At 70.4% G+C, this 13,637-nt stretch carries 14 protein-coding genes; 7 read left to right on the top strand and 7 right to left on the bottom strand.

The genetic code is table 11. The annotated features are described in order from the left end of the window. The first annotated feature begins 20 nt into the window (after positions 1-20). Genes QM701_RS13380 through ccmI form a run of 4 tightly spaced genes read left to right on the top strand, consistent with a single transcriptional unit; the run spans position 21 to position 4,313 of the window. A complete protein-coding gene (locus QM701_RS13380) occupies positions 21-2,018 on the top strand; it encodes a heme lyase CcmF/NrfE family subunit (protein WP_415167545.1) in 1,998 nt (665 codons plus the stop codon). Further along, entirely contained in the window at positions 2,015-2,599 is a 585-nt protein-coding gene (locus QM701_RS13375) for a DsbE family thiol:disulfide interchange protein (protein WP_415167544.1), read from the top strand. The genes QM701_RS13380 and QM701_RS13375 overlap by 4 nt, the downstream gene beginning before the upstream one ends. After that, complete coding sequence (locus tag QM701_RS13370) at positions 2,596-3,084, top strand: cytochrome c-type biogenesis protein CcmH (protein WP_415167543.1); 489 nt, start codon at positions 2,596-2,598, stop codon at positions 3,082-3,084. The genes QM701_RS13375 and QM701_RS13370 overlap by 4 nt, the downstream gene beginning before the upstream one ends. Beyond that, positions 3,081-4,313: a c-type cytochrome biogenesis protein CcmI gene (gene ccmI, locus QM701_RS13365; RefSeq protein WP_415167542.1), complete on the top strand. Its 1,233-nt coding sequence runs from the start codon at positions 3,081-3,083 to the stop codon at positions 4,311-4,313. Before QM701_RS13370 ends, ccmI begins: the two co-directional genes overlap by 4 nt. A gap of 68 nt (positions 4,314-4,381) precedes the next feature. Here the strand turns inward: ccmI and QM701_RS13360 are convergent, their stop codons facing one another. The 7 genes from QM701_RS13360 to QM701_RS13330 form a co-directional block, all read right to left on the bottom strand. Continuing rightward, complete coding sequence (locus QM701_RS13360) at positions 4,382-5,944, bottom strand: YiiX/YebB-like N1pC/P60 family cysteine hydrolase (RefSeq protein ID WP_415167541.1); 1,563 nt, start codon at positions 5,942-5,944, stop codon at positions 4,382-4,384. A gap of 158 nt (positions 5,945-6,102) precedes the next feature. Then, positions 6,103-6,732 (bottom strand): hypothetical protein, encoded by a 630-nt coding sequence (locus QM701_RS13355; protein ID WP_415167540.1) that lies wholly within the window; start codon positions 6,730-6,732, stop codon positions 6,103-6,105. Beyond that, entirely contained in the window at positions 6,716-7,264 is a 549-nt protein-coding gene (locus QM701_RS13350) for an ABC transporter permease subunit (protein WP_415169394.1), read from the bottom strand. Before QM701_RS13350 ends, QM701_RS13355 begins: the two co-directional genes overlap by 17 nt. Before the next feature lie 281 nt (positions 7,265-7,545). Beyond that, entirely contained in the window at positions 7,546-8,622 is a 1,077-nt protein-coding gene (locus QM701_RS13345; protein WP_415167539.1) for an extracellular solute-binding protein, read from the bottom strand. A 21-nt stretch (positions 8,623-8,643) separates the two neighbouring features. Beyond that, entirely contained in the window at positions 8,644-9,699 is a 1,056-nt protein-coding gene (locus QM701_RS13340; RefSeq protein ID WP_415167538.1) for an ABC transporter ATP-binding protein, read from the bottom strand. A gap of 2 nt (positions 9,700-9,701) precedes the next feature. After that, positions 9,702-10,493: an ABC transporter permease gene (locus QM701_RS13335; RefSeq protein WP_415167537.1), complete on the bottom strand. Its 792-nt coding sequence runs from the start codon at positions 10,491-10,493 to the stop codon at positions 9,702-9,704. Positions 10,494-10,641: 148 nt separating this feature from the next. Then, positions 10,642-11,529: a DMT family transporter gene (locus QM701_RS13330; protein WP_415167536.1), complete on the bottom strand. Its 888-nt coding sequence runs from the start codon at positions 11,527-11,529 to the stop codon at positions 10,642-10,644. Between the two features lie 398 nt (positions 11,530-11,927). Between QM701_RS13330 and QM701_RS13325 the strand changes: the two genes are divergently transcribed. From QM701_RS13325 to QM701_RS13315, 3 genes are all read left to right on the top strand, one after another. Continuing rightward, positions 11,928-12,344, top strand: coding sequence for a YciI family protein (locus tag QM701_RS13325; protein WP_415167535.1), 417 nt, complete (start codon positions 11,928-11,930; stop codon positions 12,342-12,344). Positions 12,345-12,414: 70 nt separating this feature from the next. Then, a complete protein-coding gene (locus tag QM701_RS13320; RefSeq protein WP_415167534.1) occupies positions 12,415-12,777 on the top strand; it encodes a YciI family protein in 363 nt (120 codons plus the stop codon). A 10-nt stretch (positions 12,778-12,787) separates the two neighbouring features. Continuing rightward, entirely contained in the window at positions 12,788-13,636 is an 849-nt protein-coding gene (locus QM701_RS13315) for a nuclear transport factor 2 family protein (RefSeq protein WP_415167533.1), read from the top strand. The last annotated feature ends 1 nt before the right edge of the window (position 13,637 follow it).

Below are 13,637 nucleotides of genomic sequence, written 5' to 3'. Positions count from 1 at the left end.
CGCGAGGAGCACGAACCAAGATGATTCCCGAACTCGGCCATTTCGCCCTCATCGTCGCGCTGTGCGTGGCGCTCGCCCAGGGCACCCTGCCGCTCGTCGGCGCGCAGTCGCGCAACGCGCGCTGGATGGCGCTGGCGCGCCCGGCCGCCGGCGCGCTGAACCTGCTGCTGCTGGTCGCCTTCGGCTGCCTGATGGCGGCCTTCGTGCAGAATGATTTTTCCGTGCTCTACGTCGCCCAGCACTCGAACACGCAGTTGCCGCTGCAGTACCGCATCGCCGCGGTATGGGGCGGGCACGAGGGCTCGCTGCTGCTGTGGGTGGTGATGTTGGGGCTGTGGACGCTGGCCGTCGCGGCCTTCTCGAAGGCCCTGCCCGACGCCATGGTGGCCCGCGTGATCGCCGTGCTCGGCCTGGTCACCGCCGGCTTCCTGCTGTTCATCCTGCTCACTTCCAACCCCTTCGAGCGCATGCTGCCCGGCGCCGAGGAAGGGCGCGACCTCAATCCGCTGCTGCAGGACCCCGGCCTGGTCATCCACCCGCCGATGCTGTACATGGGCTACGTCGGCTTTTCCGTGGCCTTTGCCTTCGCCGTCGCCGCGCTGATCTCGGGCCAGCTCGACGCGGCCTGGGCGCGCTGGTCGCGGCCGTGGACCACCGCCGCCTGGATCTTCCTGACGCTCGGCATCGCCCTCGGCTCCGGCTGGGCCTACTACGAACTCGGCTGGGGCGGCTGGTGGTTCTGGGACCCGGTGGAGAACGCCTCGTTCATGCCCTGGCTGGTCGGCACGGCGCTGGTGCACTCGCTGGCGGTCACCGAAAAGCGCGGCAGCTTCAAGAACTGGACCGTGCTGCTGGCGATCTCGGCGTTCTCGCTGTCGCTGCTCGGCACCTTCCTGGTGCGCTCGGGCGTGCTCACCTCGGTGCACGCCTTCGCCACCGACCCGACGCGCGGCATCTTCATCCTCACCTTCCTGGTCGCTGTCATCGGCAGCTCGCTGGCGCTGTTCGCCTGGCGCGCGCCGAAGGTCGGGCTGGGCGGGCGCTTCGGCCTCGTCTCGCGCGAATCGCTGCTGCTCACCAACAACGTGCTGCTGGTGGTGGCCTGCGGCTCGGTGCTGCTCGGCACGCTGTACCCGCTGCTGATCGACGCGCTGGGCCTGGGCAAGCTGTCGGTCGGCCCGCCCTACTTCGACGCGGTGTTCGCGCCGCTGATGATCCCGGCGCTGTTCCTGGTCGGCGTGGCGCCGTTCGCGCGCTGGAAGCAGGCCAGCCTGGGCGAGCTGGCGCGCGTGCTGCGCTGGGCGTTCGCCAGCGCCGCCGTGGTCGGCGTCGCCGCGCCGTTCGCGCTCGGCGAGTGGAAGCCCCTGGTCGCCCTCGCCCTGCTGCTCGCCGCGTGGATCGTCCTTTCCGGCCTGCTCAACATCGTCCAGCGCGTGCAGGCCACGCGCGGCGGCCAGTCCTTCCTGGCCGGCCTCGCCGGCCAGCCGGCCAGCTTCCTCGGCATGCATCTGGCGCACGCCGGCGTCGCGGCCTTCGTCATCGGCGTGGCCGTGGTCAACGGCTACCAGCAGGAAAAGGACGTGAAGATGGAGGTCGGCGACACCGTGGCGCTGGCCGGCTACACCTTCCAGTTCAACGGCATCCGCCAGGAGAAGGGGCCGAACTACACGGCGCTGGTCGGCGACCTCGACCTCATTCGTGACGGGGGCGACGGACGCAGCGAACGCAAGCTGCTGCCGGAGAAGCGCATCTACCCGACCTCGGGCATGCCGATGACCGAGGCGGCGATCGACGTCGGCATCCTGCGCGACGTCTACGTCTCGCTCGGCGAGCCGATCGACAAGGCGCGCCCCGACGGCGCCTGGGTGGTGCGCGTCTATTTCAAGCCCTTCGTCGACTGGATCTGGGGCGGCTGCGTGCTGATGGCGCTCGGCGGCCTGCTGGCCATGAGCGACCGCCGCTATCGCGTCGTCCGGCAGGAAACCGTCGCCGCCAACGCCCGGGAGGCCCGCGCATGAACCGTTTCGTCTGGCCGCTGGTCGGCTTCGTCGTCCTCGTTTTACTGCTCGCGGTCGGGCTCCGGCTCAACCCGCGCGAGGTGCCCTCGCCGCTCGTCGGCAAACCGGCGCCGGCGTTCGCGCTGCCCAGGCTCGGCGCCATGGAGCAGACCTTCTCGCCCAGGGACATGCAGGGCAAGGTATGGCTGCTCAACGTGTGGGCGTCGTGGTGCGTCTCCTGCCGGCAGGAGCACCCGATCCTCGTCGAGATCGCCAAGGACAAGGCGATCACCCTGGTCGGCCTCAACTACAAGGAAGTACGCGGCGACGGCGGCTTCGACATGGACAAGATTTCCGCCGAGAGCGAGAAAGGCATGGCCATCGACCGGGCCGGCGCGTGGCTCAAGCGCCACGGCGATCCGTACGCGCTGTCCGTGCTCGACCTCGACGGGCGCGTGGGCATCGACTACGGCGTCTACGGCGTGCCGGAAACCTACGTCATCGACAAGGCCGGCGTGATCCGCCTCAAGCACATCGGGCCGATCACGCCCGACGTCTTCTCCGGCAAGATCCTGCCGCTCGTCGCGGAGCTGAACAAATGATCGGCACGATATCCTTCCGGCGCTTGCTCGGCGGCCTCCTGGCCGCGCTGTTGCTCGCGCTCCCCCTGCACGCCAGGGAGGCCGCGCCGCTGGCGCAGGACGAGGCGGCCGAGAAGCGGCTCAACGCGATCTCCTCCGAACTGCGCTGCCTGGTCTGCCAGAACGAATCGCTGGCCGGCTCCAACGCCGAGCTGGCGCACGACCTGCGCCGCGAAATCCGCGGCATGATCCAGGCCGGCAAGAGCGACGCCGAGATCATGGACTTCATGGTCAGCCGCTACGGCGACTTCGTGCGCTACCGCCCGCCGCTCAAGGGCACCACCCTGCTGCTGTGGTTCGGGCCGGCGCTGCTGTTCGCCGTCGGCGTCGGCGGGCTGTTCGTGTTCCTGCGCCGGCGCGCGCGCGCCATCGACGACCGGCCGCTGAGCGAGGCCGAGCGGCGCGAGGCCGAAAAACTGCTGCATTCCGACGAGCCGCGGCCATGAGCGGACCGACCGGATTCCTCCTCGCCGCCGGCCTGTTGCTGCTGGCCGTGCTGGCCATCCTGCTGCGCCCATTGCTGCGCAAGGACGCCGCGACCTCGGCCGTCGACCGCCGGCAGGCCAACCTGGACATCCTGCGCGACGAACTGCGCGAACTCGAACGCAGCCGCGCCGAGGGCTCGCTGAACGAAAGCGACTTCGAACAGGCGCGGCGCGAACTGCAGCGCCGCCTGCTGGAGGAAGTCGAGCCGGCGGACCGGCCGGCGCGGGTTGCCGCCCCGGCTGCAGGCGGCAAGCGCACCGCGCTCGCCCTGCTGATCGCCGTCCCGCTCGCCGCCGCTGCGGGGTACGCCGCGCTCGGCACCCCGCAGGGGCTGGACCCGGCGCACACGCAGGCGCGCATGAGCCCGCAGGAAATCGACGCGCTGCTGCAGCGCCTGGTCGACCGGCTCAAGGCCAACCCGGACGACATGCAGGGGTGGGTCATACTCGCCCGCTCGTACAAGGCGCTCGGCCGTTCCGCCGAATCCGCCGAAGCGTTCGGCCGCGCCGAGGCGGCGCTCGACGGCGATGCCGTGCTGCTCGCCGAATATGCCGAGGCGCTGGCGGAAGCCCGCGGCAAATTCGCCGGCAAGCCCGACGAACTGATCGCCCGTGCGCTGAAAGCCAACCCCGACGAGGCGATGGCGCTGTTCGTCGCCGGCCAGTCGGCCAACGAGCGGCGGGACTACGCCGCCGTCGTCGATTACTGGGGACGGTTGCTGCTGAAGGTCGAGCCCGACTCGCAGGACGCGCGCACGCTGGGCGCCGCGGTTGACCAGGCGAAGGAGCTGCTCGCCGCCCAGGGCGGCAAGCCGGCCGCCAAAACGCTCCCGCAGGCCGCCGCCAAGACCATCTCGGGCGAAGTCATCCTGAGCGGCAAGCTCGCGGCGCAGGTGCAGCCGAACGACCCGGTGTTCATTTTCGCCCGCCCGGCGGACGGCTCGTCGCGCATGCCGCTCGCCGTGCTGCGCGTGACCGTGGCCGACCTGCCGTTCCGCTTCCGCCTCGACGACTCGACGGCCATGCAGGGCGGGCAGAAGCTCTCCGAGGCGGCGGCGGTCGCGCTCGAAGCGCGCATCGCCCGGGCCGGCATGGCCACGCGCTCGAGTGGCGACCTGTTCGGCGTGGCGGAGAAGACGCCGGTCGGCAGCCAGAACGTCCGCCTCGTCATCGATCAGGTGCAGCCTTAGGCGGCGCGGCGAAAGCGCGGATCAGCGTACCTGGGCCTGGCGCCGGCGGGTAGTCCGCAGATTCTTCCCTACCGGCCGGACAGCGCCATCACCTCCCGGCCGCCCTCGGCCGGTTTCTTCAACAGCCGGGCCATGAAGCCCGGCAGGTCGCCGTTGACCGCCCGGCCGTCGTGGAACAACAGCACGACGTCGAGCACGTCGCCGGGCAGCGCGCGCAACGCGACGTTGTCCGGGCTGATCGTCACCCGGCCGAGATGCCGGGCGGTCGGCCATTGGTGGTGGCTGTAAACGTGGTAGACCAGCTCGGAGCAGACGATCCGGTCGGTCAACACGACGTCGAAGTTGAAGTCGTACCCCTTGCCGACCTGCCGCAGCGCCTGCACGATCACCTGCGCGCGCTGCGCCGCGGGCAACGCCGGCTCGCGCAGCACGGCCAGATCGTCGATGTTCATGAAGTGCCGCAGCGGATTCATCTTCACGCCGGAGCGCAATGCCTCGACGACGCTGCGGCCGGCCTCGATCTCCCGGTGGTACCTGCGCACGACCGGATGCTCCCAGATGCCGAGTTCGCGCAATTCGCCCGGCGTCCCGATCCAGATCGCCACGTGCCCCCAATGTCCGGGAATGAAGCTGTCCGTCAGGCGGAACGGCGTCTTTTCGAGCAGGATGTCGCCGGCCCGCAGGGCGCCGCCCACCTGCGCCTCCAGTTCCGGCTGCCCGTCGAGCTTGCCGCGCCGGCTTTCCACCAGTCCCACGGCGTTGCCGAACAGCATGCTGGGGACGAAGACGCCCTGATCCTTCAACTCCATCAGGGTGTCGAGGCTGGCCACCGAGAAGAAGCCGGCGAGGCGCCCGACGAAGCGCACCGGCTGCGCCTCGCGCACGGCGTTGCGCGCGGGGCTCTGCTCGATGAGCTGTACCAGATAGCGATACCCCTCGTCGCCATCGGCGTCGCCGTAGCCCCGCTCCTCGAACCAGCGGATGGCGCGGCGCACGCGGGCGCGGTTCTGCGGCGAGGCGAACGACAGGGCGATCCGGTTCAGGCGGCCCTCCTGCAGGCCGAACGCCTTGTCGGCGCGATTGAGATGCCGGCGCAGGGCGTGATCGCCGCGATAGAGCGCGATCGCGGAAAGATAGTTGTCATAAAGCAGCAGGGCGGCGGACAAGGACAGGGCGATCCCGGACGCCTGCACCCGCGCCTCGACCGCGTCGGCCGGACGCGGATCGTCCATCCAGCATTCATGCGCCATGGCGAGCGCGAGCAGGGCCTCGCGCTGCTCCAGCATCGCCGCCGCGCCGCGATTCAGGCGCAGGAGATCGTCTCCGGAAAACGGCTCGCCGCGCCGATCCTTCTCGCGCAGCTCGTGGTACAGCGCAATCGCCTGCGCCCGCATCGCCAGCGCCTCCTCGGACAGCGACTGGAACGCGGCGATCTCGCCGGCCATCGCCTCGGCCGGGCTCCCCGCCTCGGTCCGGGCATGGACCTGCGCGCGATGCGACACGCATGCCGCGTGATCGTCCGCGCGCGGAGCACCCTCCATCTCCGGCTCGGCCGCCGCCCGCCCCATGCCGGCGGCCAGGCCGGCGAAAACGCACACCGCCAGCCCGCAGGCCCGCAGAAAACCTCGCATCGCTACTCCCTCGTGGATTCTTGTCGATCGGCTGATTTCGTGCATGGGCGCGATGGTAGCCGCTCTCCCCGCTCCAGGCCAAGCGTTTTGAATACGCCGATGTCAAATCCGGAGCAGCCGCCGGCAACGCGGACCGCGCCCGGCGGACGCGCGGCGGTTCAGATCGCCAGCGCGCAGCGCGCCACTTCGTCCAGCGCGCGTTCGACCGATTCGACGTGCTCGACGCCTTCGACGCGCGCCGCGCCTTCCAGCCCGATCACGCGCTTGCCGAACTGGCGGCCGAGCGCCACTTCCGAGAGCGTGCCGAAGCTGTCGCCGACGACCACCAGGCACAGCGCGGCGCGCGCGATCAGCGCGTTGCGCGCCTCGCCGATGCCGGTGGCGATGACCACGTCAACGTAGGGATTGGCGAACGACGGGTCGGCGTCGGGCAGCAGGCCGACGCTGGTGCCGCCGCCGGCGGAGACGCCGCGGCAGACGGCTTCCATCACCCCGTGCCGCCCACCGCAGATCACCGTCAGGCCCATGCCGGCCAGCCCCCGGCCGACCGCCTCGGCGGCGGCGAGCTGCGCGTCGGAGGCTTCGCGCGGGCCGATCACGCCGACCGGGACGCGCACCGGAAAGCGGCTCTCACGTTGCAGCCAGGCGGTGGCGGAGCGGCCGTCGACGGGCTCGCCGATGGCCGTTGACGATGAGGCGTTCCAGGTGCGCTGCCGCGGATCGAAGCAGCGGCCGCGCGCGTCGAAGAGCAGGCCGAGGGCGCGGTTGAGTTTATAGATGGCGTTCATGGCGGGTTCCAAACCATTCTCCGACGGTCATGATCGAGGCGCACGCGGCGGTGATCATCAGGGCCAGCGCCGCCGCGGCGGGGAAGTCCGTGCCGGACTCGGATATCAGGCTGTACAGCTGCAGGGGCAGGATGTCGAGCTGGGTGCCGACCAGCGCCAGCGCCGTGCCGTAGGCGCCGAAGACCACCGCCGCGACCAGGCAGAAGGCGGCGGCCAGCGGCGCGGCCACCTGCGGCAGCAGGACCTGCCTGAGCGCCTGCCCCGGCGTGGCGCCGAGCGACTCGGCGACCTGCAGTTGCGCGCGGTCGAAGTTGACCAGCACCGGCAGCAGGCCCATCACCACGCGCGGAATCAGGTAGTACGACGAGGCGAAGGCCAGCCCCCAGGCGGTGAACAGCGCCTTGCCGATGGCGCCCGGATCGAAGCCGGCGTAGCCGAGCAGCTGCGTCACGAAGCCGGCGCGGCCGTAGCCGAGGATGAAGCCGTAGGCGACGATCAGCCCCGAGAAGGTCAGCGGCAGGGCGATGACCAGCGAATACAGCGTGCGCCGCCGCTCGGGCAGCCGCGCCAGGTACAGCGCGACGGCGAAGCCGACGGCGGTCGAACACGCCCGCCGCCACCAGCGTCAGCGACAGGCTGCCCGCCAGCGAGGCCCGGAAGGCGGGCAGCGCGAGCACCCGGGCGAAGGCGGCGCTCCCCTCGCGCAGGGCGTCGACCGCCACCCCGGCGACCGGCAGCGCGAAGAACGCCGCCAGGAAGAGCGCCGCCGGGGCGGCCAGCAGGAGACGCGAGCGCAGCCGCATCGGTCCGGACCTACTTCGTGCCGGTCGCGGCTGCCCAGCCCTTGTCAACTTCGGCCTTCTTCGCCGCCGCCGCGCGCACGTCGAGCGGGCGCACCTGCGGCGCGGCGGGCAGCTTGTCGGCCACCGGGTCGGGCAGCTTGACGCCGGGCACCGACGGCCGCACGAACCCCTGCGCGAAAATGCCCTGGCCGAAATCGGTCATGATGAAGTTGAGCCACAGCTTGCCGGCGTTGGGATTCGGCCCCTTCTCGACGAGGCTGATGCCGTAGGGCGCCGCCGCCGAAGCCTCCTTCGGGATGACCACGGCCACCGCGTCGCCCAGGCCGTCGACGTGCTTGGCCTTCAGCCCGTCGTTCTCGTAGGAGATCCAGATCGGGATCTCGCCCTTGATGAACTGCGCGTACGGCGTGGTGCCGAGCACGCGCAGCACGTTGCCGGACTGGTGCAGCTTGCCCAGGTAGTCGAGGCCGGGCTGGACGTTGCTCATGTCGCCGCCGGCGCCGAAGTTGGCGGCGAAGGCCAGCACCTGCCCGACGCCCGTCGAGCGCGGATCGAGATAGACGATCGAATTCTTGTACTCGGGCTTGAGCAGGTCGGCCCACGACTGCGGCACGTTCTTCACCAGCTTGGTGTTGACCACGAAGGCCACGGTCAGCGAATGGATGGTGAACCAGCGCCCGTCGGGATCGCGGAACACCTCGGGCAGCTTGTCGAAGTTGACCGGTTTGAACGGCGCGACCACGCCCTTGTTGACCGCGTCAACGGCCGAGGCGGCGAAATAGTAGGCGGTGTCGGCCTGCGGGCGGTTGCGCGCCTTCTCCAGCGCGACGACGGTGGCTCCCGAGCCGAGGTCGTTGTAGACGATCTCCACCTCCGGGTAGCGCTTCTTGAACGCGGCGAACTGCGCCGCCCAGTTGGCCCAGGTCGGGCCGGTGTCGAAGCTCACCACCATGCCCTCCTTCTTCGCCGCTTCGTAGAGCGTCTTTTCGCCGGCATAGAGCTCGGGCGAATCGAGCACCGTCTGCGCCGCCGCGCCGGTAGCGCACAGTACGGCCGCGGCCGCGAGAATCCATCGTCTGGCTTGCATCGTCAACTCCTTTCTTTTCGTTCAGGCCACAGGGAGGAACTGCACCGCCTCGCGCGGGATGTGGACATGGGTGATGTCCTCGCGCGAGGCGGTGTCGATTTTCAGGAAGCCATGCCCGACGGCGAGCTCGACCTCGCGGCTGGCCCCGAAAAAACGGTCATGGAGCACCCTGACCGCAAAATCGTTTTCGCCCGGCGCGCCGGCCGCCGGGTCGACGCGCACCGGCGCGATCTTCTCCGGGCGCACCAGCAGGCGCACCGCCGCGCCCTCGGCGAGCGCATGGCCGGCGGTGGCGAGCCGCCCGATCGGGGTATCCACGGCGTCCGGCCCGGCGGCCGTGCCGTCGAGCAGGTTGGCGCGGCCGATGAAGCCCGCCACGAAGCCGTCGGCCGGCCGGTCGTACATCTCTCGCGGCGGGGCGGCCTGGACCAGCCGGCCGTCGCGCAGGATGGCGATGCGGTCGGCCAGCGACAGCGCCTCGTCCTGGTCGTGGGTGATCAGCAGCGCGGCGATGTTCTGCTGCTTCTGGATGCGCCGGATCTCGTCGCGCATCGACACGCGCGTGGCCGCGTCGAGCGCCGAGAGCGGCTCGTCGAGGAGCAGCACGCGCGGCTTGAACACCAGCGCCCGCGCCAGCGCCACGCGCTGCTGCTGGCCGCCGGACAGCGCCGCGGGCAACCGTTCGCCGTAGCCGCCGAGCCCGACCATTTCCAGCATTTCCCCGGCACGGCGCCGCCGCTCGCCGGACGCGACGCCGCGCACGCGCAGCGGATAGGCGACGTTCTCCCACACCCGCATGTGCGGGAACAGCGCGTAGGACTGGAAGACGATGCCGCACTGCCGCTCGCGCACGGCCACGCCGGTGACGTCCTCGCCGTCGAGCAGCACGCGGCCCGAGGCGCAGGGCAGGAAGCCGGCGATCAGCTTGAGCAGCGTGGTCTTGCCGCAGCCGCTCGGCCCGATGCACACCACCAGCTCGCCCGGCGCGATGTCCAGCGAGACGTCGAAGACGCCCGCCTTCCCGCCCGGATAAGTGAACGAGGCGCTGGCGATGCGCACCGATGGCGTCCCGTCCATGCTCAGCCTCCCGCCACCGACACGCGGGCCGCGCCGCGCGCCGAGTACGCCGCGCTGAGCGAGGCGGCGAGCGCCAGCGTGAGCAGGATCACCGTGGCGGCGCAGGCGAATCCCGTGGCGCCGTAGAAGGCTTGCAGCAGCACCACCGGATAGGTGCGGTTGAGGAAGCCCGCGACCAGGTTCGAGAACTGGAACTCGCCGATGGACAGCGCGGTGACCACGATCAGCCCGGACAGCATCGAATGCCGCAGCGCCGGCACGACGATGTGCGCGAAGCGCTGCGGCGCCGAACCGCCGAGCGATTCGGCGGCGTCCTCCAGCGCGCGCAGGCCCAGCCGCTGCATGTCGGCGACCACCGTTTGCAGGAAGTACGGCAGGCAGAGCACGATGTGCCCGGCGATCAGCAGCCAGATGCTGCCGAGCCAGGGCAGCGTGTCCGAGGAGAAGACCAGGATGAAGCCGAAGGCCAGCACCAGCGGCGGCAGCGCCACGGGCAGCTGGTACAGCACGCGCGCGGCGGCGCGGATCTTCGCGCTCTGCGTGCGGTACACCGCGTAGGCCAGCGGCAGCCCGATGAGCAGGCAGGCGGCGGAGGTCGCCAGCGCCACCGACAGGCTGGCCGAGAACGCCCGGCGGAAACTCGGATCGGCGGCGACTTCCTGGTACCAGCGGAAAGTGAATCCCGTCGGCAGCAGCGTGTTCAGCCACAGGTCGCCGAACGAGCCGGTGAACAGCAAGGCGATCGGCAGCGCCAGATAGGCGAGATAGGCCACGGTAACCCAGCGAGACAACATGCGCGCCCCCCGAGGAAAAGCCTTGCGTTGGAGTGAGTATAGACAGCGGCGAAGCACAATTCGATCCGGCTTGCACCGGACCGGAATTTTCCCCGACCGCCGGAAGCGCGATGCTAGCCGGCCGGCGTGACCGTTTCGTGAAGGCGGTTCAGCGCTTGAGCGAGACGCTGCCCACCGCGCCGACGATCAGTAGCGAGGCGACGATCTCCCGCCAGCCGAGCGGTTCGCCGAGGAAGACCACGCCGCCGAGCACGCCGATCAGCGGCGTGGACAGCGAAGACAGCGAGGACACGGCCACCGGCACCATCTGCATGATGCGGTTCCACGCCCAGTAGCAGAAGATGAAGGCGATGAAGACGTTGTAGAGCATGCCGAAGAGCGGCCAGAAGCTCGGCATGGTCAGGCGGGAGGTCTCCAATGGCACGGCCAGCGCGAGCAGCGGCAGGCTGCCGATGAGCATGGTCCAGCCGGTCAGCGCGGAAATCGGCATGGCCACCGGCAGCTTCTTGAACAGCACCACGCCGATGGCCCAGGACCACGCGCCGAGGAGCATGCAGACCACGCCGGCCGGCGCCTGCAGCAGGCCGTCCAGGCTGCCGCCGACCAGCACCACGATCCCCGACAGGCCGAGCAGCAGGCCGATCACCGAGCGCGCCGTCATCCGGTCGCCGAGGAAGCGGATGGACAGCAGCGTGGACCACAGGGGCATGGTGTAGCCGAGCAGGGCCGCGCGGCCCGACGGCAGCAGCGAGACGCCGAGGACGATCAGCCCGTTCCAGCCGGTGATGTTGAACACCGACAGCCAGAACACCCGGTTCCATTGCCCGGCGGGAACCCTGAGCGGCACGCCGCCGGCGCCGGCCAGCGCCAGCATGCCGACGCCGCCGAGCAGCAGGCAGACGGCGCGGAAGTAGAACGGCGGCACCTCGGACAGCACCACCTTCATGATCGGCCAGTTGGCGCCCCAGCACAGGGAAAGCGCCGCCAGCAGCAACAGCCCCTGGCGGGGCAGGCGGTCGTGTGGACTTTGAATCATGGGTATCGGAACCTGCGCGATCCGGGCGGTTCGGCCCGGAATGGGAAAAAGGAAAAAGCGGACACCATGCCGTTTTTCGGCGCTTCCCGCAACTGTAGGAGACCGGGACGATCGCACGAATGCCTGTCGCTCTCCCCTTCAAGGGGAGGGATGGGGTCAAAGTCCTGGCTTCGCGGGAACACTCCATCCCCCACCCGGCCATTCCAGGGCTGGCTTTGCACAGCCAGCCCGTTCGGACGGCGCAGAGCGGTGCTCTGCGAAACCCCGTCCTCACCCCCTTGAAGGGGGAGGAGTGCCCGTGCTGAGGCGCGCACGAAAAAAACACGTCCCGGCTGTCGAAATCGCCAATCCCCGCGCGTCGTAGACATGCAAGCCCGCGTTTTACCAAGGAGGACACCATGCGCTACCTGATCATCGTCAAAGCCACGCCCGCGTCGGAAGCCGCAACCGGCCCCGCGCCGGACGAGGCCATGCTCGCCGGAATGGCGGAATTCCACGAGGAACTGGCGCGCGCCGGCGCGCTGCTCGACGCCGCCGGGCTCAAGCCGTCGGCGGCGGGCTGGCGCGTCCGCTACGACGGCGACAGCCGCACCGTGATCGACGGACCGTTCGCCGCGACCGGGGAACTGGTCGCCGGCTACACGCTGATCCAGGCACGCGGCCGCGAGGAAGCGCTCGCGTGGAGCCGCCGCTACCCCAACCCGAACGGCGCCGGCCTGCCGGCCGAGATCGAGGTGCGCCCGCTGCACGACCTCGACGATTTCGCGCCCTCGCCGGCCATCGAGCGCTTCCGGGCCATCGGCCTGCCCGGATGAGAACGAACGGACGCCCGCCAGGGTCGACCGGACACCATCCGCCGCCGACGCCCCGAGGAGGAAATCCGCCATGCCCTACCTGCTCCTGATCGTCGAGCCCCGCGGCCAGCGCGCCGCCTGCCCGCGGGACGAGGCGCGCCGCCGCTACGAGGCGATGACGGCGTTTGCCGAGGAGTTGCAGCGGGAAGGCGTCCTGCTGCGCGCCGAGTCGCTGCGGCCGGACGACCACGCCGTGCGCGTCAGCCGCCCGGCGCCGGGCGCCGGCACGTCGCTGGTCGACGGCCCTTTCGCCGAGGCCAAGGAAATGGTCGGCGGCTTTTTCCTGATCGACGTCGCCACCCGCGAGGAAGCGATCGCCGTCGCCGGGCGCTGCCCGGCCGTCGGTTTCGCCGCCGTCGAAGTCCGCGAGTGCGCGCCGTGCCATCTGCCATAGGAGATTCACCATGAACAAGGACGAAAACCTGATCCGCGCCGCCCTCGCCGAGTGGCAGGCCGCCTTCTGCGCCCGGGATGTCGACCGCCTGATGGCGCTGTACGCGCCCGACGCCGTTTTCTTCGACGCCATCCCGCCGTTCGCCGAGAGCGTCGAGGAGATGCGCCGGAAGCTGGTCGGCTGCTTCCGGTACTTCCCGGAGACCTTCGCCGTGGAAAGCCGCGGCCTGACGTTCGCGGTCGGCGGCGAGCTGGCCTGCGCGCATCACCTGTGGCATTTCACCGACCTGCCGCCGGGCAATCCGGCCTGCGGCAACTGGGTGCGCAGTTCCTTCACGTGGCGCAAGCAGCCCGACGGACGCTGGCTGATCATCCACGATCACTGCTCCGCGCCTTTCGATCCCCACACCGGCAAGGTCGTCCCGGCCCCGGCGGACGCGGCCGCCGGCGACGCGGCCGCGACGGGCACGTGCGGCGGCGACGCCAACCCGGTCGGCTGGTTCGAGATCTACGTCGCCGACATGGGGCGCGCCAGGGCGTTCTATCAGGCGGTCCTCGGCGTCGAGCTCGCCCGGCTCGAAAACCCGGTCGCCGACAGCCTGGTCGAGCTGTGGTCCTTCCCGATGCAGTCGGCCGGCTACGGCGCCAGCGGCGCGCTGGTCAGGATGGGGGGCGTCGAGCCCGGCGGCAACAGCGTCGTCGTCTATTTCCACTGCGCCGATTGCGCGGTCGAAGCCGCGCGCGTCGGAGCGGCGGGCGGCGAGGTGGTCAGGCCGAAGTCCGCCATCGGCCAGTACGGCCACATCGCGCTGGTCAAGGACACCGAGGGCAATCTGATCGGGCTGCACTCGATGCAGTAAC

Source organism: Propionivibrio sp., assembly GCF_047602565.1.
Lineage (GTDB): Bacteria > Pseudomonadota > Gammaproteobacteria > Burkholderiales > Rhodocyclaceae > Propionivibrio.
The sequence above is the reverse complement of the archived record's forward strand: the minus strand, read 5'-3'. Positions and strand labels throughout refer to the sequence as shown.